This is a genomic window from Afipia clevelandensis ATCC 49720 (assembly GCF_000336555.1).
Taxonomy (GTDB): domain Bacteria; phylum Pseudomonadota; class Alphaproteobacteria; order Rhizobiales; family Xanthobacteraceae; genus Afipia; species Afipia clevelandensis.
This window is the reverse complement of the sequence record NZ_KB375281.1, coordinates 377,934-402,661: the sequence shown is the minus strand read 5'-3', so window position 1 is coordinate 402,661 and position 24,728 is coordinate 377,934. Positions and strand designations below refer to the sequence as shown.

Below are 24,728 nucleotides of genomic sequence, written 5' to 3'. Positions count from 1 at the left end.
CTCATACTGCCTTTTGTTCCACGCCCCGGCTCGGGATCACAAGCGTCACGCGCAGCCCCGGCTGGCTGTCCGCGAGTCGCAGGCTGCCACCATGCAACGTCGCGACGGCCGATGCCAGACTCAAACCGAGTCCGGACCCTGGCTGCGTCCGGCTGGCCTCCAGGCGGACAAAGCGTTCGACCGCGCGCTGGCGATCCGCCTCAGGGATGCCGGGTCCATGATCCGTGACACTGAGAAGAACGCTGTCCCCATCCCGATGGGCTTCGATCAGAATATCGGCGGATTTTGCCGCACCATCCGGGCTGGGAACCACCGGCTGGCCATATTTGATGGCGTTCTCAACCAGATTGGCCAGCGCCTGGCTGATCAGTTCGCGGTTGCCGTGAACAGTCGCAGCATCTGCCGCCACCTCCAGCGTCAGGCCCTTGTCCTCGGCCAGCGGCTCATAAAGTTCATGGATGCCGTGGGCCACTTCGGCAGCATCGAAGTCGGTCATGTTGTCGCGGGCCTGACCGGATTCCGCGCGCGCGATCATCAGCAGCGCATTGAAGGTCCGGATCAGCCCGTCGGATTCGTCGATGGTCCGCTCCAGCGCCGCGCGGTATTCGCCCTCGTTGCTGGACTTTGCCAGCGCCTCTTCGGCGCGGTTGCGCAACCGCGTCAGCGGCGTCTTGAGGTCGTGGGCGATGTTGTCGGACACTTCCTTCAGGCCCGCCATCAGCGCCTCGATGCGCTCCAGCATGGCGTTGAGATTTTCCGCCAGCCGGTCGATCTCGTCACCGCTGCGGCCCACCGGCAATCGCCCGGACAGATCGCCCGCCATGATCCGCTGTGTGGTACCGGTCATGGCGTCGATCCGGCGCAGCACGCGCCGCGCCACGAACACGCCGCCGCCGAGACCGAGCACGACCACGATGATCACCGACCATTGCGCCGCCTTGGCGACGATGCCGAATATCCGCCGCCGCTCTTCAAGATCGCGGCCGACCAGAATCCGGAAACCGCCGGACAGTTGCGCGACCTTTACCAGCGCGTAGTGGCTCTTGGTGTCGGTTTCCTCAAGCCGCTTGTAGAATGTCTCGGCCCAGCCGGGATGATCCATCACGCCGGGTTCAAGGGACGCGACATTGCCGGCGACACCCTGCCCCTGCGGTGTGGTGACAAGGTAAAGATTAGCGCCCGGACGCAGCGCACGTCCCTCGATCGTGGCGACAAGTCCGCGCAGGCCGGTCTTGGCATATTGCCCGGACAGTTCACCGAGTTCGGAATTGACTGTTTCGGTGATCTGCTCGGTAATCATCCGCCGGGTATTCCACGCGAAATAACCAAGCAGCGATGCAGCAAACAGCGCAAACAGGAACAGGTAGACCAGCGTCAACCGGAACGCCGTGGTGCGGATCAGTTTACCGAATGCCGTCACGAATCATGTATCCGGCGCCGCGAATGGTGTGCAGCAGCGGCCTGTCCTGCCCCTTGTCGATCTTGGAGCGCAGGCGCGAAATATGCACGTCGATCACGTTGGTCTGCGGATCGAAGTGATAGTCCCACACATTCTCGAGCAGCATCGTGCGCGTCACAACCTGCCCGGCATGCTTCATCAGGTATTCGAGCAGCCGGAATTCGCGCGGCTGCAGGGTAATCTCCGTCGCGCCGCGCTTGACCTGATGCGAGAGCCGGTCGAGTTCGAGATCGCCGACGCGATAGGTCGTTTCCTCGGACGGGCCGCCGTGCCGGCGCGACAGCACCTCGACGCGCGCCAGCAGTTCGGCGAAGGAATAGGGTTTCGGCAGATAATCGTCGCCGCCCGCGCGCAGCCCCTTGATGCGGTCATCGACCTGCCCGAGCGCGGACAGGATCAGCGCCGGGGTGTGATTACCCTTGGCCCGCAGGGTACCGATGATCGACAGCCCGTCGCGCTTGGGCAGCATGCGGTCGATCACGAGCACGTCGTATTCGCCGGACTCCGCCAGCGCGAGGCCCTCCTCGCCGTCGCTCGCATGGTCGGCAACATGTCCGACCTCGCGAAACGCTTTCACAAGATAGTCCGCCGACTCGCGGTCGTCTTCAACGATGAGCAGTCGCATTTTCGATTCAGTCTGGGTCTGGGCAGCGGCGCTTTGTGTCACCATGGCGCGATGATCGTCCTCTTGCAAGGCAGCGAATGACGTGCCCCGGCCGCCAGCCCCTGCGATCGAACGGAAGAAAACGGGCGGCGAAGCTGGGGAGACCTCGCCGCCCGCCATTGCACGACCGACTGGAGTGCGATCGCGCCACCTTCGACGGAGGGGGGCGTTTTCCATCGAAGGCAATTCAAGGGACGGGCTTTTGGCCCGTCCCCGGGGAGGAGCCGTCGGCGGGGGCTACGAGCCGGCGACAACTCCCCATTCCTCACCCGCTTGTGCGGGCGTCCGATTCAAAGTGGGCATGATCCGATCCGAAAGCCGGGTACCCACTTTTCGGGACCATGCCTCAGCCCTTGGCCACCGGCAGCGCCACGAAGCGCGACGAGTCGCCGGACTTCACGCGAACCAGAACGCTGTTCTTGTTCTCGTTGCGCGCGGTGGTGATCGCCTCGCGGACTTCAGCCGGGTTCGACACCAGCTTGCCCGCGACTTCGAGAATGACATCGCCTTCCTTGAAGCCGCGATCGGCCGACGGGCTGTTCGGATCGACGTCGGTCACGACCACGCCTTCCTTGCCCGCACCGGCCACGCTGTTGGCCGGAGCCAGGGTCAAGCCGAGGTTCGGCACGGTGACGTTGCCGCGCCCGGACTTGCCGCTGTCATTGCGATCGCCATCGGCATTCGCAGCCTTGGTGTTCGGCAGCTCGCCCAGCGTCATGCTGAGGATCTTGTCCTGGCCCTTGTGGAGCACGACCAGCTTGACCGTCTGACCGGGCGCCATGCCGCCGATGGTGCGGGCGAGTTCGCGCGCATCCTTCACCGGCTGGTCGTTCACCCGGGTAATCACGTCACCGGACTGCACGCCCGCCTTTGCCGCCGGACCATTGGGCTGCGGCTCGGCGACCAGCGCGCCTTCCGTCTTCTTCAGGCCGAGGCTGTCGGCGATTTCAGGCGTGACCTGCTGGATCTGGACACCGATCCAGCCGCGGCTGACCGAGCCCTTGTCCTTGAGCTGCTGGACAACGCTCTTGACGGTCGATGCGGGGATCGCGAAGGCGATGCCGACGCTTCCGCCCGACGGCGAGTAGATCGCGGTGTTCACGCCGACCACATTGCCCTCGGTGTCGAAGGTCGGGCCACCGGAGTTGCCCTTGTTCACCGGCGCGTCAATCTGGATGAAGTCGTCATACGGACCGTTGCCGATGTCGCGGCCGCGCGCCGAGACGATGCCCGCCGTCACGGTGCCGCCGAGGCCGAACGGATTGCCGACCGCGAGCACCCAGTCGCCGATGCGCGGCGTGCCTTCGGAGAGCTTTGCGTAAGGGAAGTTGCTGATGCCATCGACCTTGATGAGCGCGAGGTCGGTACGCGGATCGGTGCCGATCACCTTCGCGGTGTGAACCTTGCCATCGTCAGTCGTCACCTCGACCTTGTCGGCGCCATCGACGACATGGTTGTTGGTCACGGCATAACCGTCAGCCGAGATGAAGAAGCCGGAGCCTTGCCCGGTCATCTGGCCGCCACCGCGGCCGCCGCGGCCACGGCCGCCGGGGAATCCATCCGGACCGCCGAAGCGACGGAAGAAGCGCTCCATCGGCGAGTTCGGCGGGAACGGGTTATCTTCAGGGCTGACGTTTTCGCCGGTGGTCGCCTTCTCGCCGATCCGGACGCGAACCGAAATCACGGAAGGCTTCACGCGCTCGACGATATCGGCGAAGCCGACAGGCTGCTGAACCTGACGGACATCCTTGTTGACCTGCGCATGCGCGGTCGTGGTCAGAACGTCGAAGTTGTTCGCCGGGCTGAGGCCGTAGGCGGCAACGCCAAGGCCCGCGACGACCGACGCCATCAGCGCAAACTTGCGCGCGGAAAAAATGGAATGGCGCGGGGCGACGTAGGACGGCAGTTTGGAAAGATCGGTGGGGCGGTCGGTCATAGACAATCTCCAGGAAAGGAAGAAGCGAAGCGGTTTTGAATCTCGCGGTGCGTGTGTGCACCTGTGTTCTGGAAGATGGGGCGCGCAGCCTTACCGCGCACTGACGGAGGAATTAATGTTTTGTAATAAAAACAAGGCTCAAAAACGGTTTTGCCCCGCGCCTGGCAGTCCGCCGGAATCGGTTCAAAAAAGAGCCCGTTAAACCTGCTTTTCCGCAGATTCCTCGTTCGCGATCAGCTTTTCCAGCCGCGCTTCTTCCTCGGGGGTGAGTTGGAATGACGCACCCTCCTCGCCTGCTCCCGCGCGGTTGCGGCGGCGATTGCCGAGCCACAAGGCCAGCGCGCCGCCAGCCAATACCAGCGGCGGGACGAGCCAGAGCAACAGCGTATGACCTTCCACGCGCGGCTTGAGCAGCACGAACTCACCGTAGCGCGCGACGAGAAAATCCATCACCTGCGCGTCGGTGTTGCCGGCCGCGATCCGCTCGCGCACCAGCAGGCGAAGGTCGCGCGCCAGTGGCGCATCGGAATCGTCGATCGACTGGTTCTGGCAAACCATGCAGCGCAGTTCGCGCGACAGGTTGCGCGCCCGTGCTTCCTGCGCCGGATCGGCCATGATCTCGTCGGGCTGCACGGCATACAGCATCGACGGCATCAGCGTGAGTGCGATCACAAGCAATGCCGGCAGGATGCGCGTCATGCGACTACTCCGCCGCCTGCAGTGCGCCGGTCTTCTTGCTTGCCTTCGCAGGCTTCGGCGCGCCGACGCGCAGACGACGATCCGTCAGCGACAGCAAACCGCCGAACGCCATGATCACCGGGCCGAACCAGATCAGCAACACCAGCGGCTTGTGATAGATCCGCACCGCGACCGATCCGTCGGTATGCGCATCCCCCAGAGAAATGTAGATCTGGCTCGCGCCGCGCGTCAGCAATGCCGCTTCGGTGGTCGACATCTGCCGGGCTGCAAAGTTGCGCTTCGATGGGGTCAGCACGCCGATGGTCTTGCCGTCGTCCATGACGGTGAAATGCGAGACCGCCTCGCGATAGTTCGGTCCCTGCTGCTGCGTCACGTCGTCGAGCCGCACCTGATAGCCGCCGACCGTCACGACGTCTTTCGGCTTCATGGAGGAGATATTCTCGCTGTTCCATGTCGTCTCGCAGACGATCCCGATCAGCGCGATGCCGAGACCCGCATGGGCGAACGCCGCGCCCCAGGCCGAGCGCGGCAGACCCCGCGCGCGATGCAGCGATGTGGTGAGCGACGCACGGAACAGTTGGATGCGCTCCATAATATCGGTCAGCGCGCCGAGCACGACGAATGCCGCGACCCCGATCATCAACGGTGCAAATGCGCCGCCGCCTTTGGTCCAGGCCCACAGCACGGCGATGGTGACCAGCGCGACAATGCCCGCGGCTGTCAGGCGCTGCGCCGCCGCGACGAGATCGCCGCGCTTCCATGCCAAGAGCGGGCCGAACGGCACCGCGATCATCAACGGCAGGAATAAAGGTGCAAACGTCAGGTTGAAGAACGGCGCCCCGACCGAAATCTTGTCGCCGGTAAGAACCTCCAGCGCCAGCGGATACAGCGTGCCGACAAACACTGTCGCACAGGCCGTGGTCAGCAGCAGGTTGTTGAGCACCAGCGCGCCCTCGCGCGAGATGGGGGCGAACAGCCCGCCTTGCTTCAGCGACGACGCACGCCACGCATAAAGGCTGAGACTGCCGCCGATGAACAGGCACAGGATCATCAGGATGAATACGCCGCGCGCCGGATCGCTGGCGAAGGTATGCACCGAGGTCAGCACGCCGGAGCGCACGAGGAAAGTGCCCAGCAGCGACAGCGAAAAGGTCAGGATCGCCAGCAGCACGGTCCAGATTTTCAGTGCGTCGCGCTTTTCCATCACCACCGCGGAGTGCAGCAGCGCGGTGCCCGCGAGCCACGGCATCAGCGAGGCGTTCTCAACCGGGTCCCAGAACCACCAGCCGCCCCAGCCGAGTTCGTAATAGGCCCAGTACGAGCCCATCGCGATGCCGAGGGTGAGGAATATCCACGCCGTCAGCGTCCACGGCCGCACCCAGCGCGCCCAGGCCGCATCAATGCGGCCCTCGATCAGGGCCGCGACGGCAAAGGCGAACGAAATCGAGAAGCCGACATAGCCGAGATAAAGCATCGGCGGATGAACCGCGAGGCCGATGTCCTGCAGGATCGGATTAAGGTCCCGTCCCTCCATCGGCGGATTGGCGATCCGCGCGAACGGATTCGATGTGGCGAGAATGAAAAGATAGAACGCGGCGCCGACCCAGCCCTGCACCGCCAGCACATGTGCGCGCAGCGAGCGCGGCAGGTTGTTGCCGAAGGCCGCCACCAGCGCGCCGAACAGCGCCAGGATCAGCACCCAGAGCAGCATCGAGCCTTCGTGGTTTCCCCACACGCCGGTGATCTTGTAGATCATCGGCTTCAGCGAATGGGAATTCTCGAACACGTTCACGACCGAGAAGTCCGACGTCACATGCAACCAGGTCAGCGCGGCAAACGACGCGGCCGTGAAACCGAACTGGGTGAGCGCGGTGGAGCGCGCGACATTCATCATCCCCGGATCGCGCAGCCGCGCGCCGATCACCGGAACCACCGACTGGATCAGCGCCAGAACCAGCGCCAGCACCAGGGCATAATGGCCTGCTTCCGCGATCACTTCGCTGCTCCCTGCACCGAAGGCGGTTTCGCCTTCTTGTCGTAGTCGTCCTTCCAGTGGCCGGTCTTCTTCAATTCGTCGGCGATGGCTTTGGGCATGTAGGTTTCGTCATGCTTGGCCAGCACCGTATCGGCCTTGAACACGCCACTCCCGTCGAGCGAACCTTCGGTAATGACGCCCTGCCCCTCGCGGAACAAGTCTGGCAGAATCCCCTGATAGGCCACGGGCAGGGTTGAGTTTCCGTCGGTGACGTCAAACTTCACACGAAGCTGCTCGCCGCGCACCAGCGATCCCTCGCGCACCATGCCGCCGAGGCGGAACCGCTGGCCGGGCTTGATGTGCTTTTCAGCCGCCATGGTCGGCGTCGAAAAGAACACGATGGAGTCGCGCAGCGCGTTGAGCACAAGCGCGGCGGCAATCGCCAGCACCACCAGCGCGCCTCCAATCAATGTCAGTCGCCGCTGCTTGCGCGTCATCGTGATTTATCCATCCAGTCCAAGGCTCTTGAGGCCATCGTTCAGAATTTGAAGCCGTGCAGCGTCGCCCTCGACAGCCTGCCGCGCTTGCGCGAGCGCCGCCTGCGCCTTGTCGCGCTCGCCGAGAACCATATAGGCGCGCACCAGCCGCAACCAGCCCTCCACGTCGCTGCCGTTATCCTTCAGCCGTGTCGCAAGCCGGTCCACCATGCCGCGGATCATGGTGTTGCGGTCGCCCTCGCTCATGTCCTTGGCGGCGGCGATGGTATCGTCCGAGAGCTTCGGCGCGGCCACGCCCGCGCGCACCAGCGCCTCCTGCACCAGAGGACGCCATGGCGCATCTGCCGGCGCGGATGCAAGCATATCGCGCCAGATCTTCACCGCGTCGTCCTTGCGGCCATCCTGTTGAGCGGCGACGCCGAGAAAGTAGCGTGCCTTCACTTCATTCGGATCGAGGGCAAGCGCGCGGTCGAATTCGGTTTTGGCCGCCGCGGTCACCACGCCCCCGCTGGACGCCGCCATGGCTTCGCCGAGGTCGGCGCGGCGCGAAGCGCTTTCGCCGTTATAGGTGATGGCGTTGCGCCAGGCGCGCGCCGCTTCGTCATAGCGGCCGATCCGCGCCAGCACCGGCGCGAGCACTTCCCAGCCGCGCCCGTCGGTCGGGTTCTTTTCAAGATGAGTTTCGACTTGAGAAATAAGTTTATCCATCGAGGCGGTGGCCACCGACGCGCGGCCGCGCTCCGCCAGTGGAAAATCGCCGAGCGACGGTGAGCCGAAGGTCGCGTAAAGGCCGACCGCGGTCAGCGGCAGCGCGGTCAGTGCGATCAACGCAACAACGCGGCGGAACCAGAGGTTCGATGGCGGTAACGCGCCCGCCTCCGCTTCGGACGCAGCCAGCAGACGGCGGCTGATTTCCACCCGCGCCGCGTCCGCCTCGCCGGTCCCGATCAGCCCCGCTTCGGCGTCGCGCGTAACCTCCGCAAGCTGGTCCTTGTAGACGACACTCTCGCTGCCTTCGTGCGCCGGCGCGCCGCGCTGGCCCAGCGGCCACAACACGGCAAAGACCGCGGCGGCCGTCATCAGCGCAAGCACGAACCAGAGAGTCATTTCAAAGGGTTCCCGGCAGAAGTAGAACCGTTACAAACAGTCGTTCCGGGCCGGGTTACACCATGGCTGGCGGACGGGCGCAATTGACATTTCCGTCACGGATTCAATGTGTTTTGAGGCCGAAATCCGTCCATTCGACAGGACTCACCGCAGGAGCAATAAAGCCGTACCGGCCGGACAGCCTTGCGCCAGATCAACCGGCACGGGTTTGCTTGCCGGGCTTTCCGGTTTCGGCCGCCTTGCGCTCGAGCGGCTTGGCCATTTCGGCGGCCTTGCTCATCAGCGAGGCGTAGTCCGGTCCGAACATCACCTCGCAGAACCGGATCGCGGCTTCCATCTGCATCTTGCGGAAGGCACGGACCTTGGGATCGGGGGTGCGGAGCGACTCCACCAGCGTTTCGGTGGCCTTCTCGACATAATGCTGCAGTTCGGTATGGGCGCGCAGCGACACTTCGTTGATCGCAAGCTCGCTGGCGTAGTTGCGGCAGATCGCGACAAAGTCGATCAGCGACGCGGTCTCCTCCACGTCATCCGGATCAATCCGGTTCGTGGACGTGACATCCTTGTCCGGCCCCTGCCTCAGCAGGCGGCGCACACGGCCCGGCACGCCGTCGATTTCGGACTGCAGCGAATTCGAGATTTCCGAGCGGATCGCGGCGAGCTGCCTGCCCCATGCCGAGTCCGAACGGATATCGAGTTCGGTCCGCAAGCCACGAACACCATCATGCAGCGTCTTGAGGTGGTTCGACGTATCCTGGAAATGCCCGCGCTTGATGTCGTTGCGCAGTTCGGACGCAATCCGCGACAGGTCGTGGATCGCCATGGTGACGGTGACGCCGAACGGCGTGCCTGCGACGCGGATTTCGTCATCGGACGCGGCGACGGCGATGCCCAACCGCACGATTTGCCAGGGGGCTGCCAGCCGCTGCATCACCATGGCGATGGCGAATGGCAGCACCAGCGGTGTCTGCAGCGCCGGCTGGTTCAACGCGGCCATGGCCGAGGCGACCTGAGAGTCGCCGAACACGCGGATATGGCCGGTGAGCTTGTTGCTGAGTTTGTCGAGCGCCTCGCTGGCGGCGAGCACGGCGCCGATCGGCCCGATGTCCTCGACCACGCTCGGCGCACCGAGACGGCCCAGCGTCCGCTGCCGATCTCCGACGGAGAGCGCGCCGGTGACATTGGCGATGGCCTCTGAAGCAGCCGCCTGAACGGCGCGAACCGCAGCGTTGATCTCGGGAGTGCCGGTGGCCTGCGCGAGCGCCGCCTCAAACGTGCGGACGGCATCGGGATTGCCCTCGCGGCCGAGCCACATCCAGACCGGAGCCAGCGACGAGCGCCTGACCTGGCCGGGCCTGACATGGGGAATGTTCTCGACAAGGAATGGCTCCAGCGGCCGGAACACCAGCCGCATCGGATCGTCGGTGCGCGGGGTCATGTCCTCGCTCGGCGCGCGCACGATCATGCGCAATTGTTCGAGCACGAAGTTCGCGACGGCGACGTCGTCACCGCGCTCGATGGCCCGCTCAAACTCGCGCATCAGCAGCGCCTGCGCCTTCGGCGGAAGCTGCCCCAGATACTCTCTCAATCGCTCGATCGACGATTGGCTCATGCGCGGCCCAAACGCTCATCCCTCGGCGACACCCGGCGGGTGTCCACCGGGTGTCATAGCCGAGACGTCGTTAATTTCACGTTGAGGAACAGGGCTTTGGAGGCTTCCTTGCCCGTTCACCCCTGCTTGCGCTGACGAAAGGCCGCAACCTTATGGCGGTTGCCGCACAGGGCCATGCTGCACCACCTGCGGCGGTGAGATTTAGTCCGGTCATAGAACCACATGGTGCAGGTCTGGTCCTCACACTTGCGGATCAGTCCGAAATCCCCGGCAGCGAGAAGCTCCGCGGCAGATTCCGCAACGGGCGCGAGCAACTGCTCGGGGGATTTCACAACACGCTTTCGCTCAAGGCGCAGGCCCGCATCCTCGCAGATCAATTCGGAATGACTTGGAGCCCTGGCAAGGAAATCGTTGAGCGGCCCGGGGTCGACCCGGCCGCCGTTCTTGCGGGTGCTGACCATCGCCCGGACCGCCTCGCGCAATGCCCGCGCGGATTTCAGAAGTCCGCGCGTCTGCGCTGGGACGATCGCGCCCTCCTGATACCAGCCCATACGGATCAGCCATCGCGCGACATCGTTGTCGGAAGTCCATGAATCGACTGGATTTCCGTCGATCTGGGCAACGGTGTTCAGCAGGTCCAGCGCCGGATGGTCGGCTGCGACAGACGGCAAGGCGGCGGCCTGCTGGTCCGGGACATTCGGGGTCATGATCGCTCCTCAATGACGACTCCAGTGTAACCTTCAAAATACCGTTTGACAAGTTACTTCCGCCTTCTGTAACCATCAAAATCTAAATTAACAGTTACAAAGGACAAGACCCATGACCGCCACATCGCTCCAGTCCATTCCCCGCATCGCTGTCCGGACCGTCGAGGCCGACGGCGTCAGCCTGTTCTATCGCGAGGCCGGCCAGGCCGACGCGCCGGTGATCCTCCTGCTGCACGGTTTCCCGACCTCCTCCCACATGTTCAGGGATCTGATCCCGCAACTCGCGCGGAAGTATCGCGTCATCGCGCCCGACCTGCCGGGCTTCGGTTTCACCACCGTGCCGGCTGCCCGCAACTATCGCTACACGTTCGACTCGCTGGCGAAGACAATCGGCGCGTTCGTCGATGCGGTGGGCCTGACCCGCTACGCGATCTACGTGTTCGACTACGGTGCACCGGTGGGCTTCCGCCTGGCGCTCGCTCATCCCGAGCGCATCTCGGCAATCATCTCGCAAAACGGCAATGCCTATGAAGACGGCCTCAGCGAGGCGTGGAATCCGATCCAGCGCTACTGGCAGGACCCAACCCCCGCGAACCGCGACGCCCTTCGCGGCTTTCTCACACTCGAAGGCACCCGCGGACAATATGTTGCGGGCGTGAGCAATCCCGAAAGCATCGCCCCGGAATCCTACATGCTCGATCAGGCGCTGCTCGAGCGGCCCGGCATTGCCGACATCCAGCTCGACCTGTTTCTGGACTATGCGTCGAACGTCAAACTCTATCCGGCGTTTCAGGCCTACTTCCGCACGGCCAAACCGCCGACGCTCGCGATCTGGGGCAAGAACGATCCGTTCTTTATTCCCCCCGGCGCGCAGGCCTATCGCCGCGACAACCCCGATGCCACCGTGCAACTTCTCGACACCGGGCACTTTGCACTGGAGACACACGCTGACGACATCGCAATCGCGATCGACCAGTTGATGAGCCGCGTGGCTGCGTAAGGGAATGAATCAAAAAGCCGCCCGGTCCGTCGGATGACGAACCGGGCGGCGATGCGTGAAGCTGTGATTTGCGAAGATGTGTTGCGATCAGCCGACCGCCGTCCAGGTCCCGTCGGGATTGCGGCAGGCCGTCCCGCGCTCCACCATCGGCTGGCCATTGATGTAGACGGTGTGGCTGAAGCCACGGCAGCGCATTCCGCGCTTTGTATACGCCGGACCCGGCACGATGTTGCCGTAGCGGCCGGTGTCGGGATTGCGCCAGTCCACCGGCGCGCCGGGCGCGCCCCGGTCGAGCGCGGTCATCTCCGCCTCATAGGCGTACTGGCGATCCTGCTCATCCATCGACGCGCCGACCCGGTTGCCGATCAGACCGCCGATGGCCGCACCCGCCATGGCCGCGCCGACACGCTCGCCGGTTCCTCCGCCGATGGCAGAGCCGATCAGCGCACCGCTCACCGCGCCGAGCACGGTTCCGGAATTTTCCTTCGGCCCGCTGTCAGCGGCGCAGCCGCCGAGCGCCAGCGCGGCACCGAGGAAAATGGCTGTCTTTGGAAAGTGCATGTCGTCGTCCCCATACACGCGGGACGATGATCGTCCGGCGGGCCGCCGTTGGAACGGACGAATGGGGCGAGAGAGCGGCGGCTCTACACCCCCGGCAGGGCCAGTTCCGCGCGCAATCCGCCGATGGGCGCCGCGCTGAGACTCAGGCTGCCGCCATAAAGCGCAGCCAGATCGGTGACGATGGACAGACCCAGACCGGAGCCCGGCTTGGTTTCATCCAGGCGCTGGCCGCGCCGCGCCACCTGCGTCCGCTGCTCCGGTGACAGGCCGGGACCATCGTCGTCGACAATAATGCGCAGCGTGGGATCGAGCGCGCCGCCGGGCGTCAACTCTTGCAGCACCTCGATAAACACTTTCTGGTTGGCCCACTTGCAGGCGTTGTCGACCAGATTGCCGATCATCTCCTCGAAATCCTGCCGCTCGCCGCGGAATTTCGCGGCCGGCTGAATTTCGCAGTCGATCAGAATGTCCCGGTCGCGATGGATCTTCTCCATCGTCCGCGCCAGCGCCTCCACAACGGGACCGACATCCGTCACGGTGCCGATGACCGTGACGCGCGCTGCGATGCGTGCGCGCTCCAGATGATGCGCGACCTGATCGCGCATGATGCCAGCCTGTTCCAGCACCTTGGCCGCGAACGGATCGCCGCGATTGGCGCCCGCTTCGTTGACGATGACCGAGAGGGGCGTCTTGATCGCATGCGCCAGATTGCCGACATGGGTGCGCGAACGCTCGACAATGGCGCGGTTGGCGTCGAGCAGCGCATTGGTCTCGCGCGCCAGCGGCGCGATCTCTTCGGGAAACTCGCCTTCCAGCCGTTCGGCCTGCCCGGAACGGATGGCCGCGAGCGAACTGGAAATCCGCTTGAGCGGCGCGAGACCGAAGCGGACCTGAAAGATGGTGGTGAGCAACAGCCCGACCGAAAGCGCGGCGAAGGTCACGGCGAGGTAGGTGTTGAACGCCCAGGTTTCATCCTCGATCTCGGCGGCGTCGCCCGCGACTGTCGCCAGATACTTGCCTTCGGTGCCAAGATCGACCGGCCGCTCCACCATGCGCAGACGCTGGTTCTCGGGACCTGCGACATAGCCCAGGCGCACGCCGGACTGATCGAGTTCGATGCCCTCGTCTTCCAGTTTGGGGAGCGTAGCGTCCCATAGCGAACGCGAGGCCCGCACCTCCGGCTTGTCGCCATCGGTGCGCGCAAGCCGCCAGTACCAGCCGGACAACGGCAGTTCGAACAGCGGCTCGCCGAGCGACTGCACCGACCTGTCCGATTTATCGGACTTGTCGCTCTTGTCGTTCGGATCGTCGGGCTGCGCGACTTCCGCGATCAGCGTGCGCAGATAGAAATTGAGCCGGCGGTCGAACGCGCGTTCGGTCGAGCGCTTGTACACGGTGGACAGCACGATGCCGGTGATGACAAGGATCAGCACCACCCAGGCCGTCGCCGACAGGAACAGGCGTGTCGCGAGGGATTTGGGGTGCCGATTCAAGAATTCTCGTCCCAGCGTGGCGGGTGTGCAACCGGCATCGTTACGACGCGCGACGCGACGAACCGATCCGCCCGATCATAGCCTACCGTGCGTCGGTTGCGGAAGGCTTCGTATCCGCGACCGGCGGCGTCAGCAGATAGCCGAGGCCGCGCACCGTCTGGATGATATCGACATCCAGCTTCTTGCGGATGCGTCCGACAAACACCTCGATGGTGTTGCTGTCCCGGTCGAAGTCCTGATCGTAGAGATGCTCGACCAGTTCGGTGCGCGACACCACGCGGCCGGAATGGTGCATGAGATAGGCCAGCAGCCGGTACTCATGCGACGTCATCTTGATCGGATTGCCGTTGACGCTGACGCGATTGGTGCGCGTATCGAGCATCACCGGCCCGCAGGTCAGTTCGGACTGCGCGTGTCCCGCACTCCGCCGCAGCAGCGCGCGGATGCGTGCCAGCACTTCCTCAAGATGGAATGGCTTGGCGACATAGTCGTCAGCGCCGGCGTCGAAGCCCTGCACCTTGTCACTCCAGCGGTCGCGCGCGGTCAGGATCAGCACCGGCATGGTGCGCTTGTTGCGCCGCCAGGCTTCCAGCACGGAAATGCCGTCCATCTTCGGCAGACCGATGTCGAGCACCACGGCGTCGTATGGCTCGCTGTCGCCGAGGAAGTGCCCCTCCTCGCCGTCGAAGGCACGGTCGACGACATAGCCTGCGTCAGACAGGGCGGTCGTGAGCTGGCGGTTGAGATCGGGATCGTCTTCAACAACAAGAAGGCGCAACGTCGTCTCCAGTGGCAGGCTTGCAATAGCCTAACATGAACGGTGCGGCGGTGAATGCTCCATGAACGAAGCCGCGCCGGAGATTACTTTTTCTCCATTCTCACTTCTTCGCCACCGCCTTGACCAGCCTTCCGAGAATGCCGGGGTCATTCTGGCCGGTGGCGGCACAGACCTTCTCCCGGGTCCGCCCGCTCATGTAGACGCCTAGCACGCCGAACCGGAACCCCCAATAGCTGACCAGCAGCCCGGTCGCGCCGATCAGGGCATTGATCGCCGTCATGTCGCCGGTCCAGAATTCGTGGACCAGCACCGCCCACAACGCTCCGCATTCCAGCGTCAATTCCACCGCGACCGCCGCGGCCTCGATCGGCGCCAGCCCGTAATGATCGTCGAGCGGATGAAAGAATGTCAGATGCAGGATCGGCGGCACGCTCGATGCGAGTTGATCGAACCGCACGCTGCGCCCCGCGACACTATACTCGTAAGCCTCTGCCCAGCCGTCATGTCCGGGCACCACCTTCATGCGGTCCGGCCGCAGCGTATAAAGCTCGCGCACCTCGTCATCGAGCGCAACCGCTTCGACATAGGCATTGCCGGCCAGCAGCATGTGCGCATAGAGCGCTTCAAAAAACGTCGCGCCGTCCTGCCGAGCGTTCGGCCTGCTGAGAAGTCGCGACAACGGATGCGCCTCGCGTTCCTGCGCGCCTTCATACAGGAGGAACCCGCACGACGCCGCATTCTCCGCGATCAGCCGCACCGCACGGTGCACGATGGCATTGGCGAGATAGCCCTCGCGCGCCAGCGCCGCATAATCGCGCGGCGTCCATCGTGCCCGCCCGCCGCTCTCGAACGCCAGCACCTGCGATGTGCGCGAGGCTTTCGCTTCGGGCGCGCGGAAGAGATTTTTGAAGTTGAGCATGAGGCATCCTTGTGGGAGATAGACCCAACATCGAAAGATTGTCATTGCCGGGCTTGACCCGGCAATCCATCATTCCTGAATGAGTTATTGGGTCTACATTCTTGCAAGCGCGCCAGGCGGGACGCTCTATATCGGCATGACGAACGATCTAATTCGCCGTGTGTACGAACATCGCGAGGGTTTCGCAGATGGCTTCACACGGAAATACGGGGTCAAAACACTCGTCTATTTTGAAGCGCACGACACCGCGTCGGGTGCAATCCAACGTGAGAAGAATATCAAGCATTGGTCCCGAGAATGGAAAATCGATCTTATCATTCGCGACAATCCATCATGGCGCGATCTTTATGAAGATATTGTCCGCTAACGCGGACGATGGATGCGCGGGTCAAGCCCGCGCATGACGATCCCACAAATCAACGTCCCATCTCTCTCACAACCCCCGCACCCGCGGCTGCGCTCTTGACGTGAACGTCAGCGACGCAATCGCCCAGACCAACGCATCGAGCCGGTCGGGCGAGCGGCCGGACGTCAGCCCGCCCGGGCCGAAGTCGCACATTTCGTCTTCCAGCGCCGAAAACGTCCCCGCATGCTTCACCCGGCCCTGCTCATAGAGTGTCGCGACAGGCTCGGCGCGCAGATATTTTCCGCGATGCGCGCGCACCGACACCACCGGCACGCCGGCGTCCACTTCGTTGATCACCGAGCGCACCATCTCGCCGCCCTGGTTCACTTCCGCGACCAGCGCATCGGCCTCCAGCCGCCGCCACAATGCAATTGCCCTCGCCGCCCAGACCGCAGGCGTTGCCTGCGACACGGTTTCGTCCGCGAGCACATAGAGCGCGCCCTCGCCCGTGATGCCCGCCGCGACAATGCCGCAGGCGTCGGCCCGCTTGCTGCTCGACGCCGGTGGATCGACCGCGACCACGATGCGCGCCAGCGGCGGCGCATCGCTCACGCGGCAATTCTCGATCAGCGCGCGCGGCCAAAGCGCATCGGGCCGGTCCTCGATGATTTCGCCGTCGAGTTCCTGCCGCCCGAGACGCGTGTCCTTGTAGCGCGCCAGCACGCCCTTCAAAAACGTCGGTGCGAGGTGATACGCATTGGCCTGCGTGCCCGCGCGCGTCACCACACTGGCAGGCTCCAGCATCAGCCGCCTGATCAGCGCCGTCGGCCGCGGCGTGGTCGTAATCAGTTGCCGCGGCTGGTTGCCGAGGCGCAGGCCGAACTGCAACATGTCGAATGCCGCCTGCGCATAACGCCACTTCGCCATCTCGTCGGACCACGCGCACCCGAACTGCGGGCCGCGCAAACTCTCGGGATCTTCCGCCGAAAACGCATAAGCCACCGCACCATTGCTCCATTCCAGCCGCCGCCGCGACGGAGACCACGCCGGACGCTCGTCGCGGCGGTGAACCGCAAGAAGTCCCGACACGCCTTCGATCATGACCTCGCGCACATCGTGCTCGGTCTCGCCCACCAGCGCGATATGCGACACCGGCGCATCGGCCATCGGCGCAAGGCCGAGCGCCTGCGCCCTGATCCATTCGGCGCCCGCGCGCGTCTTGCCCGCGCCGCGCCCGCCGATCAAAAGCCAAGTCAACCAAGGCTGACCGTTGGGCGCGAGAGCCGGCGGCATCTGATGCTCGTGGGCGAAAACATCCCAGCGCGAGAGCACCAGTTCCATTTCAGCCCGGCTCATTCCCTCCAGCAGAAACCGGTGCTGCTGCGGCGACCAGCCCTTCCAGGCGTCGCGAAAGCTCGCGGCGGAATTCGTCGAGGTCCCGGGGCATGGCATCGTCATCGGCGGCCTTCTTGTCGTCCACCCCGCGTTCCTGCTCGCGCAGCCGCATCACTTCCTTCAAGGTGCGCGCCAGCGAGGCCAGCACGCGGGCGCGGCTTTCGGCCTCGATGCGATGGGCCGGCGCAAGCCGCTCGGGATTGCCCACGAGGCGTTCGATCTTGGTCAGTTCACGCTCGATGGCACTGCTCACGCGCTCGATCATGGAGCCTGCCGGAGTTTCCCCGGCCTCCGGCATCGCCGAGCGATCCGCCGCGCTGCGCTTGCGGACATGCGACGCGCGACTCGCTTTCGCCTGCTTCAGATCGATCGCTTCGATCGCAGCATGATCGGACGCATCCACGACAAGATTGCCGGGATGCTCGTTGAGAACCTGGGTGCGGTAGCGCTTCGCCGTCTCCGGCCTTGCGGCAGCGGGCTTCTTTGCCGTCTTTCCGGCGGCGGTCTTCCTGGCTGCCTTCTTCACAGCGGTCTTGCGCGCAACCTTCCTCACCGCCCGTTTCTTCGGCGGTGCGGAGGAAGGTCTTTTCGGCATGGTTTGCTGGTATCCCTGCGAGGCATAGAACAAAGCCGTCGCCCTTCGAGGCGCGCGATGCGCGCACCTCAGGGTGACGGCTAAACATACTCGGGGCGTCATCCTGAGGTGCGAGCGCTTTTGCGCGAGCCTCGAAGGATGACAGGCAGTTCTACGTCCTGAAAAACACGAACCAGACAATCGCCAGCACAAAGACCGCGGCGATGGTGCTGACGGTCAGCAGCGCCAGCACCGAAGGCCCCGGTTCCGCCTGCCGCGCCTCGGTCGGTGTTTCGACGATCCGGCGATGACCGTCCGCATGCTCGACTTTTGCCATGGCGTCCTCATTCATTTGATCGCGCGATAAACCGCGCACAACATGAATGGCAACGCACGATGACGAACGCAGTTCCTGCGCCGATGAGCGGTCTCTGTTCCGGCTTTTTCGCTCCATCGGCGCCTCGGGCACAACTCTGGAGCATGCCGAAACCCTACTGCGCGAGCGTTACGGTGTCAAGGATTATTTTCCTAGTACGTTTGTGATCGGAATTCCATCTAGAACAAACGAATGTGCAGTCGCGTTTGCGCCACTCAAATCGAGAAAGCAGGACTGCGGCATCCTGCATCTTCGCGTGCTTCACGAATCATGATTGAGTTTGCACAGGGTCAATTACGTCAGGAGTTTGTTGCCAAGAAATCAGTTCCGGAACCTGCATCGATTCAATCTCCGCGATCAGCATCTGGAATGACGGAGAGAGGTGCGAAAAGGATATCCCTTCAAGAACACGATGCCTGACCTTTGACATTTCAACAGTCAAATTGGTGGCAAAATGAAGAAGACATTTTCAGAGGTAACGTCCCCCGTTTCAGCTTCTCGTTCCGATCGTGTGCGCCCTCATCCGCCGGACGCCGGCCAGGTCAAACCACTCGGCGATCTGTGTCTTGAGATTGCGGAATTCGCCAAGGATCGAGACTACCGCACGCTGGACTACCTGATGCGAATGGCTGCGGCGGAAGCCTACGATCAAAATCCGGCTTCACTGTATCCATCCCCGCCGGACAAAAGCCAGCTTGTCGGCATGTGGGATTGGGACGTCAGCAACAACAGGGCGTATATCGACCCGCCGGGCGCCAGACTGTTCGATGTCGATCCCAAGGCGTCGGTAACCGGCCTTCCCCTTGAAGACTATATCAAGTCGATTCACCCCGACGACGTCGCCTCATTCAGCAATGCGGTGTATCTCACCGCCCGCGAGGGCGGATGCTTCAAATCGACCTATCGCATCGTCAATCAGGGGCGGATCATCTGGGTTTATGCCAAGGGCTCTTGCTTCGTCGGCCCCGGCAAGATTCCCGTGAGGTTTCCCGGCGCACTGTTCGATATCACGGCTGCCATGGAGGACGGAGCGGCTGCGAGCTGAACTTTTAATGCACCGCATGCCGCTGCCTTGAAATCTCCGCTTGCCGCAGCAGTTCCAGCGGCAGCCAGGGCTTTTGCATGAACACCACATTGTCCGGGACGTGATCTTCCACATCGTCACCGGAGGTGATGATCACGTCGAGATTCGGGAACCGCGCCGTCGCGATTTTCGCAAGATCGACGCCGGTCATGCCTCCGTCGATATCCGCGTCAGCGAACATCAGCGTCAGATCCTCGCCGACCTTGTCGAGCACGGCAGCCGCCGCTTCCGCGCTCATGCATGCGATCACATGCATGTCGCTTTCCTCGAAGATCACACTGACAAGTTCCCGCTGGAGCTGGTCGCCTTCGACGACCAGCACCGTTTGTCTCAGAGCGTGTCCCATGAAGCCTCCCTGTCCATGAAGAAACCGGCGACGGAGGGTAATGCATAAAGCTCGCAGAGGTTCACCGGCTCAAGGAACCAAAGCAGACGTGCCACGTTTTCCCAGCCGAAACGAGCTACACCATCGAGGTACATCGTGAAGCAGACCGTCGATCGCGTGATGAAGGCCTTTGCAAAAAAGCATAAGGAAATGACGCCCGAACAGGAGCGTCGGGTCCGCGATGAAGTCTCGGAGTTCGTTGCAGAACTTCTGGAAAAGCGCGCCGCCCAACTCACGCGCTTCGGCGACGCGGGTTCCCAAGAAACCAGGCCGTCTGCATAACTTTCCTTTGAGATAATTTTTCCAGCGAAACGGACCTGTCCGCCTGATGAGGGCTGGCTTTAACGTCCTGAACGGGAACAGAACCTCCCCCAAGCCGTTGCCGCCTCACATCGGAGGTCCGGCCATGACTTCTCAGGAATATGTTCTCGATGCCGTTCTGCGGGCACAGGGCGTTCTGGCCGATTACATCGAATCCGGCCCACGCGACTGTGCCAGGACGTTGAGCAGGCTGTTTGTCATCTTCGCCGATGACGAGCTGACCGACGCGGTCCATGCCCTCAATCTGCAAGCGATCAGCGCGGAGATGCGCGCGGGCGAGCCGCCTCTGCGTTCACCCACCTCTCCTCCTTATAATCGAACCAGCGGCTGACGCACTGGCGGAAACGCAATGCTCCTTCCGCGAATTTTGTTTCGCGGATAACATCTCCATGCGGGCCAGCCGCGGGAGGATGTCCATGATGACGCGTTGCAGGATGATCGCGGTTTCGGCGGTTGCAACATGGATGCTATTCACAGCGAGCAGCGCCGATGCCGCGCAACCCGCGTTCGATTGCAGCAAGGCATCCCACGAGGTCGAGCAGCTCATTTGCAAAGATGACGCGCTGGCGAAGCTGGATGTGACGCTCGCAACAGCGTTCACCGACTCACAAAAGAACGTCGATGCGCAACAGCTTTCGGAATTGAAAGCCACGCAGCGCGGCTGGATCAAGGGACGCGACGACTGCTGGAAGGCAACCGACAAGCTGCAATGTGTGACCAGCGCCTATAGCGACCGCATCGTGACGCTTCAGGCAAGATACGGCCTCGTCATGGCCGGCAAGTCCGTCTATTTCGATTGCAGCGACGCCGCGAAATCGGAAATCATCTTTACTCCGTTCGCCACGGATCCCCCCGCCGCCAGTCTGGTGCGCGGTGACGAGAGCACCACCGTGATACAGCGGCCGTCCGGCTCGGGTGTGCGCTACGAGGGCGAGTTCGGTATTTCGTTCTGGAATAAGGGTCGCGAGGCCATGGTCAAGTGGCCGCAGGACAAGGATTACACCTGCACGGAACGCAAATGAGCAAGAACCGGGTGGCCGCTAGACGCGGGCCGCCCCTGCGCCGAGCAGCGCGATTCCGAAGAATGCCCAATCGTTCAGAATGTGAGCACCGGTACACACCCAGATGTTCTTCGTAACGATGTAGGGAACGGTCAGGACGAGCCGTGCAACGCCGACACCGGCCAGAGCCTGCACGATATTCCAGCCATATGTGGGCAGATGAACCGCTGCAAACAGAACACCGGTCAGGAGCCAGCACAGGATGACGGCGCTGTTGCGCGACAGGCCCCGCTTCGAGACCAACCAGTAGAGCAACGCGAGGAACGGCAGGATCGACAGCAATTCCTCCCCGAACAATTGCGGGACCGCTCTTGCGAAAAACAGCAGCCGGTCCTGCATGGTCAAGGCCGCAAGTCCCGCTACGGCGGAATTAGCGGCAGTGTCGATCAAACGCATGACCACGCTTCCGATCGCCATGGTCACGATCACATTGACCGCCGCGAACAGAAACATCAGCACGACGTCCATGCCGCGGATGCGGCGAAAGATCGCCTTCCAACCGGACGGCGCGACCCAGGCGAGCGCTGCCAAGGGAATGGCAAAAAACAGGATCACCGGGATGATCTGGGTGACGGGACCTCTTAAAAAGGGAGGCGGAAGGATCAGCGCGGCAAAGCCGATCGCCACACCGAGCATGACGATCCACCACTGGCGCCCGGTGATTTCGACCGGCTTGCCCGCGTAAAAAGGAAAATCGTCATCCGGACGTTCGAGCCACGCGATGCGGCCGGGCGGCTCGTGGCCGGTCTCGATCAGACTTGCAGCCGCTTTGGCGTCAGTCATTCGGTTTGCCCCCGCTACCGCGTGAGAATAGTCGGGTCTGGTAGAGCTTCCCACTCCGCCCATGCATTTGCGGGAGCAACTAAACCACAACTCTGGAGCATGCCCGAACCATAGTCCGGCAGCGTTACGGTGTCAAGGAATAATTTCCTAGTATCGCTGATCCTGCAAGCCAGCCAAATCATCCGGCGCTTTACACACGCCGCCGGCCACCCGCTGACGGATCTTCGCGTCGCAATAGCTGTTGCAGATCGTGCCGTTGAGCCGGCCGCACTTCGCCATGCACGCCTGATAGGTGCAGCTCACGCCGGCTTGTGCGGCTACGGCCGGCATCGACGGCACCGAATTTGCGATCAGGTGAACGATCAGCCAGGCGGCATTCAGCATCGCACTCTCTCCGCGCGGGAGATTGCATCACGCCGGGACGACGCGCGCAACATGCGCGAGCTATCGCCGCCCGCCTTATGGAACGGAGTTTGTCACCGTTTCGCCCTTTCGGGCGAAAGCACCCTATTCCGCCATCTCGGCGGGCGCCTGTTGCGGCCCGGCCAGCGGACGTTCTTCCATCAGCATCACCAGCGTCGCCGCAGCCGCAAGCAATGCTGCGGCGGCAGCGAACACGTAACGGAACGCGACGATCATATCGGCGGCAGCTATCGCATGGGTGCCGCCGATCTTGTGTTCGGCGCCGATGCTGAGATTGCCGCCCAGCACCATCAACAAAATCGCGGTGAAAATCGCGACAGTGAATGACGCCATCAGCGAGCGGAAGAAATTCATCGCACCCGTTGCAGTGCCGACCTGCATGCGCGGCACGGCGTTTTGAATCGACACCACGCTGACGGGAAATACCGTGCCGAGTCCAACCGCCATCAGCGAGAGAGCGGCCAGCAATTGCCACAGCGGCAACGGCGTCGCCAGCGCAAGCGTGGTCGCAGCACATGCAGACAGCGTGACGCCCGCAATCGCCGCGCGCTTGTAATGCTTGGTGTACATCATCGCGCGGCCGGCGGCCCACGCGCCAAGCACCGACACCGCAACCAGCGGAATCAACGCCAGCCCCGCTTCACTCGCGCTCAAGCCGTAGACCACTTCGTAATACAGCGGCATGTGAACGGTGAGCCCGATCATCGTGCCGATGGCGCAGCCACCCGCCGCCATCGCAAACGGCACCACCGATCCCGACAACAGCGGTATCGGCAGGAACGGCTCCGGCGCGCGGCGCGCATGCCAGACGAAGGATGCGCCAAGGAATACGGCGGAGCCGATCATCGCAACGATCAACGGCGAAGCCCATGCAAAGCGGTTGCCGCCCCATGTCAGCACCAGCATCACGATCACGGCGGAGGCCATCAGCAGGATGCCGCCGAGCCAGTCCACCTTGCGCCGGCGATGAAAGACCGGAATCTTTTTCATCTTCGGCAGCAGCAGCGCCAGCGACAGCGCGCCGAGCGGCAGATTGATCCAGAAGATCACCGACCAGTGAAGATGTTCGGCGAACAATCCGCCGAGCACGGGGCCGCCGATGCCGGCCGCCACCCATACGGAAGAAAAATACGCCTGATACTGGCCGCGTTCGCGCGGCGTCACCACGTCCGAGATCACGATCTGCACCAGCGGCAGGATGCCGCCGCCGCCGATGCCTTGAAGCGCACGCGCGAGAATCAGAGTCAGAATGTTCGGCGCGATAGCGCACAGCACCGAGCCGATCAGGAACAGCGAGAGCGATACGATAATCATCGCGCGCCGCCCGTAGATATCGCTCAACGTGCCGTAGACCGGCGCGACTGCCGTCGCAGACAACAGATACGCGGTGATCACCCACGACAGATTACTGACGTCGCCGAACTGGCGGCCGATGGTCGGCAGCGCCGTCGCAACGATGGTCTGGTCGAGCGCGGTGAGAAACATCGTGAGCATCAGGCTCAGCAGGATGGTCCGCACTTCGCTTTTCGAAAGCGGCGGCGCCGGCACGATCGGCGGCGCTTCGGTCAGGTCGATGACTTCGGTGGCGAGGTTGGAGACGTCGTCAGGAATATCCAGCGCCTGCGCTTCGTCGGCGTCGCCGCGCTGTCGATGTGTCTCGGTCATGAGTCGGGATGCAATCCGAAAAGATTTTCTGACGACGGGCCAGGCCGCAAGTGGCCTGCACGCAAAATGCACGGGATGGCGTCAGATTTATCCTGTTTCGCTGCGCCTCATAACCAGCAAGTGCGCATGGGTGCATCGCGCGAAAGGACCATCACGCGCGCGTTATCCGGAGTCGGAAAAGCCTACTTGGTCTACTTGGCCGGGCGTTTCTTCAGCCGTGCCCGCTTGGGGATCATGCCGGGCCAGCGCACGATATGGTCTTCAAGATCGGCCACATCGACCTCGTCTTCGGTGCCCCACACCCTGCCCTGCACCGACACTCCGGCTTCGTGAACCGTGTTCGGATCGCCGGACACCAGAGGGTGCCACCAGTAGAGGTCCCGTCCCTCCGCCACGAGCTTGTAGCCGCAACTCGGCGGCAGCCAGTTCAGGGTCCGGACATTCTCCGGCGTCAGCCGCACGCAATCGGCGACCTTGGCCGAGCGGTTGGGATAGTCCTTGCAGGCACATAGCCCGGCATCCAGCAGCGTGCAGGAGATATGGGTGAAGTAAATCTTGCCGGTGTCCTCGTCTTCCAGCTTCTCCAGGCAGCAGCGCGCGCAGCCATCGCACAGGCTTTCCCATTCGCTGTCGGACATTTCCTCCAACGTCTTGGTTTTCCAGAAAAATTCGCTTTGGGTCGAAGGCCGCCTGGGCCGGGCTGTCATGGCATTAAACCTGTGAGGATTCGGCAGTCCTGCAAACGCTTTATGGGCCTTCGGGGCGTCGGCGCAAGCGGCAAGGTACAACCTTGCGCCATCGGTCGACAAAGCCGTGGGCAGCGTTCACCTCAATCATTAAAAATCCAGCGCGGCCATTGGTTTATGGTTCCCGGTCGGCTAGAAGATGGCGGATTCCCTGACGGCAAA

Annotated in this window: 27 protein-coding genes and 1 pseudogene; 7 read left to right on the top strand and 21 right to left on the bottom strand. The window is 63.2% G+C overall.

Going from position 1 to position 24,728, the window contains the following annotated elements; translation table 11 throughout:
• Position 1: 1 nt before the first annotated feature.
• The 9 genes from HMPREF9696_RS01770 to HMPREF9696_RS01730 form a co-directional block, all read right to left on the bottom strand.
• Entirely contained in the window at positions 2-1,420 is a 1,419-nt protein-coding gene (locus HMPREF9696_RS01770) for a sensor histidine kinase (protein WP_002711224.1), read from the bottom strand.
• A complete protein-coding gene (locus HMPREF9696_RS01765) occupies positions 1,404-2,129 on the bottom strand; it encodes a response regulator transcription factor (RefSeq protein ID WP_002711223.1) in 726 nt (241 codons plus the stop codon). Before HMPREF9696_RS01765 ends, HMPREF9696_RS01770 begins: the two co-directional genes overlap by 17 nt.
• Before the next feature lie 340 nt (positions 2,130-2,469).
• On the bottom strand, positions 2,470-4,059 hold the full coding sequence (locus HMPREF9696_RS01760) for a Do family serine endopeptidase (protein WP_002711222.1): 1,590 nt from the start codon (positions 4,057-4,059) through the stop codon (positions 2,470-2,472).
• 198 nt (positions 4,060-4,257) lie between these two features.
• Positions 4,258-4,758 (bottom strand): cytochrome c-type biogenesis protein, encoded by a 501-nt coding sequence (locus HMPREF9696_RS01755; protein ID WP_002711221.1) that lies wholly within the window; start codon positions 4,756-4,758, stop codon positions 4,258-4,260.
• Positions 4,759-4,762: 4 nt separating this feature from the next.
• Positions 4,763-6,754, bottom strand: coding sequence for a heme lyase CcmF/NrfE family subunit (locus tag HMPREF9696_RS01750; protein WP_002711220.1), 1,992 nt, complete (start codon positions 6,752-6,754; stop codon positions 4,763-4,765).
• On the bottom strand, positions 6,751-7,230 hold the full coding sequence (gene ccmE / locus HMPREF9696_RS01745) for a cytochrome c maturation protein CcmE (protein ID WP_002711219.1): 480 nt from the start codon (positions 7,228-7,230) through the stop codon (positions 6,751-6,753). The genes HMPREF9696_RS01750 and ccmE overlap by 4 nt, the downstream gene beginning before the upstream one ends.
• 6 nt (positions 7,231-7,236) lie before the next feature.
• Entirely contained in the window at positions 7,237-8,337 is a 1,101-nt protein-coding gene (gene ccmI, locus HMPREF9696_RS01740; protein ID WP_002711218.1) for a c-type cytochrome biogenesis protein CcmI, read from the bottom strand.
• Between the two features lie 193 nt (positions 8,338-8,530).
• Positions 8,531-9,949 (bottom strand): hypothetical protein, encoded by a 1,419-nt coding sequence (locus tag HMPREF9696_RS01735; RefSeq protein ID WP_002711217.1) that lies wholly within the window; start codon positions 9,947-9,949, stop codon positions 8,531-8,533.
• A gap of 116 nt (positions 9,950-10,065) precedes the next feature.
• Positions 10,066-10,656, bottom strand: a complete 591-nt coding sequence (locus HMPREF9696_RS01730) for a CGNR zinc finger domain-containing protein (protein WP_002711216.1) — start codon at positions 10,654-10,656, stop codon at positions 10,066-10,068.
• A gap of 112 nt (positions 10,657-10,768) precedes the next feature.
• On the opposite strand from HMPREF9696_RS01730, the gene HMPREF9696_RS01725 reads away from it, so the two are divergent.
• Positions 10,769-11,656, top strand: a complete 888-nt coding sequence (locus HMPREF9696_RS01725) for an alpha/beta fold hydrolase (RefSeq protein ID WP_002711215.1) — start codon at positions 10,769-10,771, stop codon at positions 11,654-11,656.
• Between the two features lie 87 nt (positions 11,657-11,743).
• Here the strand turns inward: HMPREF9696_RS01725 and HMPREF9696_RS01720 are convergent, their stop codons facing one another.
• The 4 genes and pseudogenes from HMPREF9696_RS01720 to HMPREF9696_RS01705 form a co-directional block, all read right to left on the bottom strand.
• Complete coding sequence (locus HMPREF9696_RS01720; RefSeq protein ID WP_002711214.1) at positions 11,744-12,217, bottom strand: RT0821/Lpp0805 family surface protein; 474 nt, start codon at positions 12,215-12,217, stop codon at positions 11,744-11,746.
• A gap of 83 nt (positions 12,218-12,300) precedes the next feature.
• Positions 12,301-13,710: a sensor histidine kinase gene (locus tag HMPREF9696_RS01715; RefSeq protein ID WP_002711213.1), complete on the bottom strand. Its 1,410-nt coding sequence runs from the start codon at positions 13,708-13,710 to the stop codon at positions 12,301-12,303.
• Between the two features lie 82 nt (positions 13,711-13,792).
• Positions 13,793-14,488 carry a response regulator transcription factor gene (locus tag HMPREF9696_RS01710; RefSeq protein ID WP_002711212.1) on the bottom strand — a complete coding sequence of 232 codons (696 nt, stop codon included), beginning with the start codon at positions 14,486-14,488 and terminating at the stop codon, positions 13,793-13,795.
• Positions 14,489-14,801: 313 nt separating this feature from the next.
• Positions 14,802-15,407, bottom strand: a pseudogene (locus HMPREF9696_RS01705) (phage portal protein); the annotation flags it as partial.
• A 79-nt stretch (positions 15,408-15,486) separates the two neighbouring features.
• Here HMPREF9696_RS01705 and HMPREF9696_RS01700 point away from each other — a divergent pair.
• A complete protein-coding gene (locus HMPREF9696_RS01700) occupies positions 15,487-15,774 on the top strand; it encodes a GIY-YIG nuclease family protein (protein WP_002711210.1) in 288 nt (95 codons plus the stop codon).
• Between the two features lie 66 nt (positions 15,775-15,840).
• On the opposite strand, the gene HMPREF9696_RS01695 is transcribed toward HMPREF9696_RS01700, so the two are convergent.
• The 3 genes from HMPREF9696_RS01695 to HMPREF9696_RS21745 form a co-directional block, all read right to left on the bottom strand.
• Positions 15,841-17,109, bottom strand: a complete 1,269-nt coding sequence (locus tag HMPREF9696_RS01695; RefSeq protein WP_174309438.1) for a DNA-packaging protein — start codon at positions 17,107-17,109, stop codon at positions 15,841-15,843.
• Positions 17,096-17,701, bottom strand: coding sequence for a hypothetical protein (locus HMPREF9696_RS01690; RefSeq protein WP_157170052.1), 606 nt, complete (start codon positions 17,699-17,701; stop codon positions 17,096-17,098). Before HMPREF9696_RS01690 ends, HMPREF9696_RS01695 begins: the two co-directional genes overlap by 14 nt.
• A 193-nt stretch (positions 17,702-17,894) precedes the next feature.
• Positions 17,895-18,059: a hypothetical protein gene (locus tag HMPREF9696_RS21745; RefSeq protein ID WP_002711207.1), complete on the bottom strand. Its 165-nt coding sequence runs from the start codon at positions 18,057-18,059 to the stop codon at positions 17,895-17,897.
• A gap of 46 nt (positions 18,060-18,105) precedes the next feature.
• Here HMPREF9696_RS21745 and HMPREF9696_RS21525 point away from each other — a divergent pair, with 46 nt between their 5' ends.
• Both HMPREF9696_RS21525 and HMPREF9696_RS01680 read left to right on the top strand, forming a co-directional pair.
• A complete protein-coding gene (locus HMPREF9696_RS21525; RefSeq protein ID WP_157169984.1) occupies positions 18,106-18,372 on the top strand; it encodes a hypothetical protein in 267 nt (88 codons plus the stop codon).
• 237 nt (positions 18,373-18,609) lie between these two features.
• Complete coding sequence (locus tag HMPREF9696_RS01680) at positions 18,610-19,143, top strand: PAS domain-containing protein (protein ID WP_245259184.1); 534 nt, start codon at positions 18,610-18,612, stop codon at positions 19,141-19,143.
• Positions 19,144-19,147: 4 nt separating this feature from the next.
• Here the strand turns inward: HMPREF9696_RS01680 and HMPREF9696_RS01675 are convergent, their stop codons facing one another.
• The gene (locus HMPREF9696_RS01675) at positions 19,148-19,528 is read right to left on the bottom strand and encodes a response regulator (protein WP_002711205.1); all 381 of its coding nucleotides are present in this window, start codon (positions 19,526-19,528) and stop codon (positions 19,148-19,150) included.
• Positions 19,529-19,663: 135 nt separating this feature from the next.
• Between HMPREF9696_RS01675 and HMPREF9696_RS01670 the strand changes: the two genes are divergently transcribed.
• From HMPREF9696_RS01670 to HMPREF9696_RS01660, 3 genes are all read left to right on the top strand, one after another.
• Positions 19,664-19,849 carry a hypothetical protein gene (locus HMPREF9696_RS01670; RefSeq protein ID WP_002711204.1) on the top strand — a complete coding sequence of 62 codons (186 nt, stop codon included), beginning with the start codon at positions 19,664-19,666 and terminating at the stop codon, positions 19,847-19,849.
• A 124-nt stretch (positions 19,850-19,973) separates the two neighbouring features.
• On the top strand, positions 19,974-20,219 hold the full coding sequence (locus HMPREF9696_RS01665) for a hypothetical protein (protein WP_002711203.1): 246 nt from the start codon (positions 19,974-19,976) through the stop codon (positions 20,217-20,219).
• Between the two features lie 85 nt (positions 20,220-20,304).
• Positions 20,305-20,910 carry an MliC family protein gene (locus HMPREF9696_RS01660; protein ID WP_002711202.1) on the top strand — a complete coding sequence of 202 codons (606 nt, stop codon included), beginning with the start codon at positions 20,305-20,307 and terminating at the stop codon, positions 20,908-20,910.
• Between the two features lie 18 nt (positions 20,911-20,928).
• On the opposite strand, the gene HMPREF9696_RS01655 is transcribed toward HMPREF9696_RS01660, so the two are convergent.
• The 4 genes from HMPREF9696_RS01655 to HMPREF9696_RS01640 form a co-directional block, all read right to left on the bottom strand.
• Positions 20,929-21,732: a CPBP family intramembrane glutamic endopeptidase gene (locus HMPREF9696_RS01655; protein ID WP_002711201.1), complete on the bottom strand. Its 804-nt coding sequence runs from the start codon at positions 21,730-21,732 to the stop codon at positions 20,929-20,931.
• A 147-nt stretch (positions 21,733-21,879) separates the two neighbouring features.
• Positions 21,880-22,116 (bottom strand): hypothetical protein, encoded by a 237-nt coding sequence (locus HMPREF9696_RS01650; protein ID WP_002711200.1) that lies wholly within the window; start codon positions 22,114-22,116, stop codon positions 21,880-21,882.
• Between the two features lie 123 nt (positions 22,117-22,239).
• Positions 22,240-23,820 carry an MDR family MFS transporter gene (locus tag HMPREF9696_RS01645; protein WP_002711199.1) on the bottom strand — a complete coding sequence of 527 codons (1,581 nt, stop codon included), beginning with the start codon at positions 23,818-23,820 and terminating at the stop codon, positions 22,240-22,242.
• A gap of 191 nt (positions 23,821-24,011) precedes the next feature.
• Entirely contained in the window at positions 24,012-24,527 is a 516-nt protein-coding gene (locus tag HMPREF9696_RS01640; RefSeq protein ID WP_002711198.1) for a YcgN family cysteine cluster protein, read from the bottom strand.
• Between the last annotated feature and the right edge of the window lie 201 nt (positions 24,528-24,728).

Excerpts from the sequence above, each read along its gene's own strand:
- HMPREF9696_RS01765 (WP_002711223.1), bottom strand. The coding sequence starts at position 2,129 with ATGGTGACACAAAGCGCCGCTGCCCAGACCCAGACTGAATCGAAAATG.
- HMPREF9696_RS01760 (WP_002711222.1), bottom strand. The coding sequence starts at position 4,059 with ATGACCGACCGCCCCACCGATCTTTCCAAACTGCCGTCCTACGTCGCC.
- HMPREF9696_RS01755 (WP_002711221.1), bottom strand. The coding sequence starts at position 4,758 with ATGACGCGCATCCTGCCGGCATTGCTTGTGATCGCACTCACGCTGATG.
- ccmE (WP_002711219.1), bottom strand. The coding sequence starts at position 7,230 with ATGACGCGCAAGCAGCGGCGACTGACATTGATTGGAGGCGCGCTGGTG.
- ccmI (WP_002711218.1), bottom strand. The coding sequence starts at position 8,337 with ATGACTCTCTGGTTCGTGCTTGCGCTGATGACGGCCGCCGCGGTCTTT.
- HMPREF9696_RS01735 (WP_002711217.1), bottom strand. The coding sequence starts at position 9,949 with ATGAGCCAATCGTCGATCGAGCGATTGAGAGAGTATCTGGGGCAGCTT.
- HMPREF9696_RS01730 (WP_002711216.1), bottom strand. The coding sequence starts at position 10,656 with ATGACCCCGAATGTCCCGGACCAGCAGGCCGCCGCCTTGCCGTCTGTC.
- HMPREF9696_RS01725 (WP_002711215.1), top strand. The coding sequence starts at position 10,769 with ATGACCGCCACATCGCTCCAGTCCATTCCCCGCATCGCTGTCCGGACC.
- HMPREF9696_RS01720 (WP_002711214.1), bottom strand. The coding sequence starts at position 12,217 with ATGCACTTTCCAAAGACAGCCATTTTCCTCGGTGCCGCGCTGGCGCTC.
- HMPREF9696_RS01700 (WP_002711210.1), top strand. The coding sequence starts at position 15,487 with ATGAGTTATTGGGTCTACATTCTTGCAAGCGCGCCAGGCGGGACGCTC.
- HMPREF9696_RS01695 (WP_174309438.1), bottom strand. The coding sequence starts at position 17,109 with ATGAGCCGGGCTGAAATGGAACTGGTGCTCTCGCGCTGGGATGTTTTC.
- HMPREF9696_RS21745 (WP_002711207.1), bottom strand. The coding sequence starts at position 18,059 with ATGGCAAAAGTCGAGCATGCGGACGGTCATCGCCGGATCGTCGAAACA.
- HMPREF9696_RS21525 (WP_157169984.1), top strand. The coding sequence starts at position 18,106 with ATGGCAACGCACGATGACGAACGCAGTTCCTGCGCCGATGAGCGGTCT.
- HMPREF9696_RS01675 (WP_002711205.1), bottom strand. The coding sequence starts at position 19,528 with ATGGGACACGCTCTGAGACAAACGGTGCTGGTCGTCGAAGGCGACCAG.
- HMPREF9696_RS01665 (WP_002711203.1), top strand. The coding sequence starts at position 19,974 with ATGACTTCTCAGGAATATGTTCTCGATGCCGTTCTGCGGGCACAGGGC.
- HMPREF9696_RS01660 (WP_002711202.1), top strand. The coding sequence starts at position 20,305 with ATGATGACGCGTTGCAGGATGATCGCGGTTTCGGCGGTTGCAACATGG.
- HMPREF9696_RS01655 (WP_002711201.1), bottom strand. The coding sequence starts at position 21,732 with ATGACTGACGCCAAAGCGGCTGCAAGTCTGATCGAGACCGGCCACGAG.
- HMPREF9696_RS01650 (WP_002711200.1), bottom strand. The coding sequence starts at position 22,116 with ATGCTGAATGCCGCCTGGCTGATCGTTCACCTGATCGCAAATTCGGTG.
- HMPREF9696_RS01645 (WP_002711199.1), bottom strand. The coding sequence starts at position 23,820 with ATGACCGAGACACATCGACAGCGCGGCGACGCCGACGAAGCGCAGGCG.
- HMPREF9696_RS01640 (WP_002711198.1), bottom strand. The coding sequence starts at position 24,527 with ATGACAGCCCGGCCCAGGCGGCCTTCGACCCAAAGCGAATTTTTCTGG.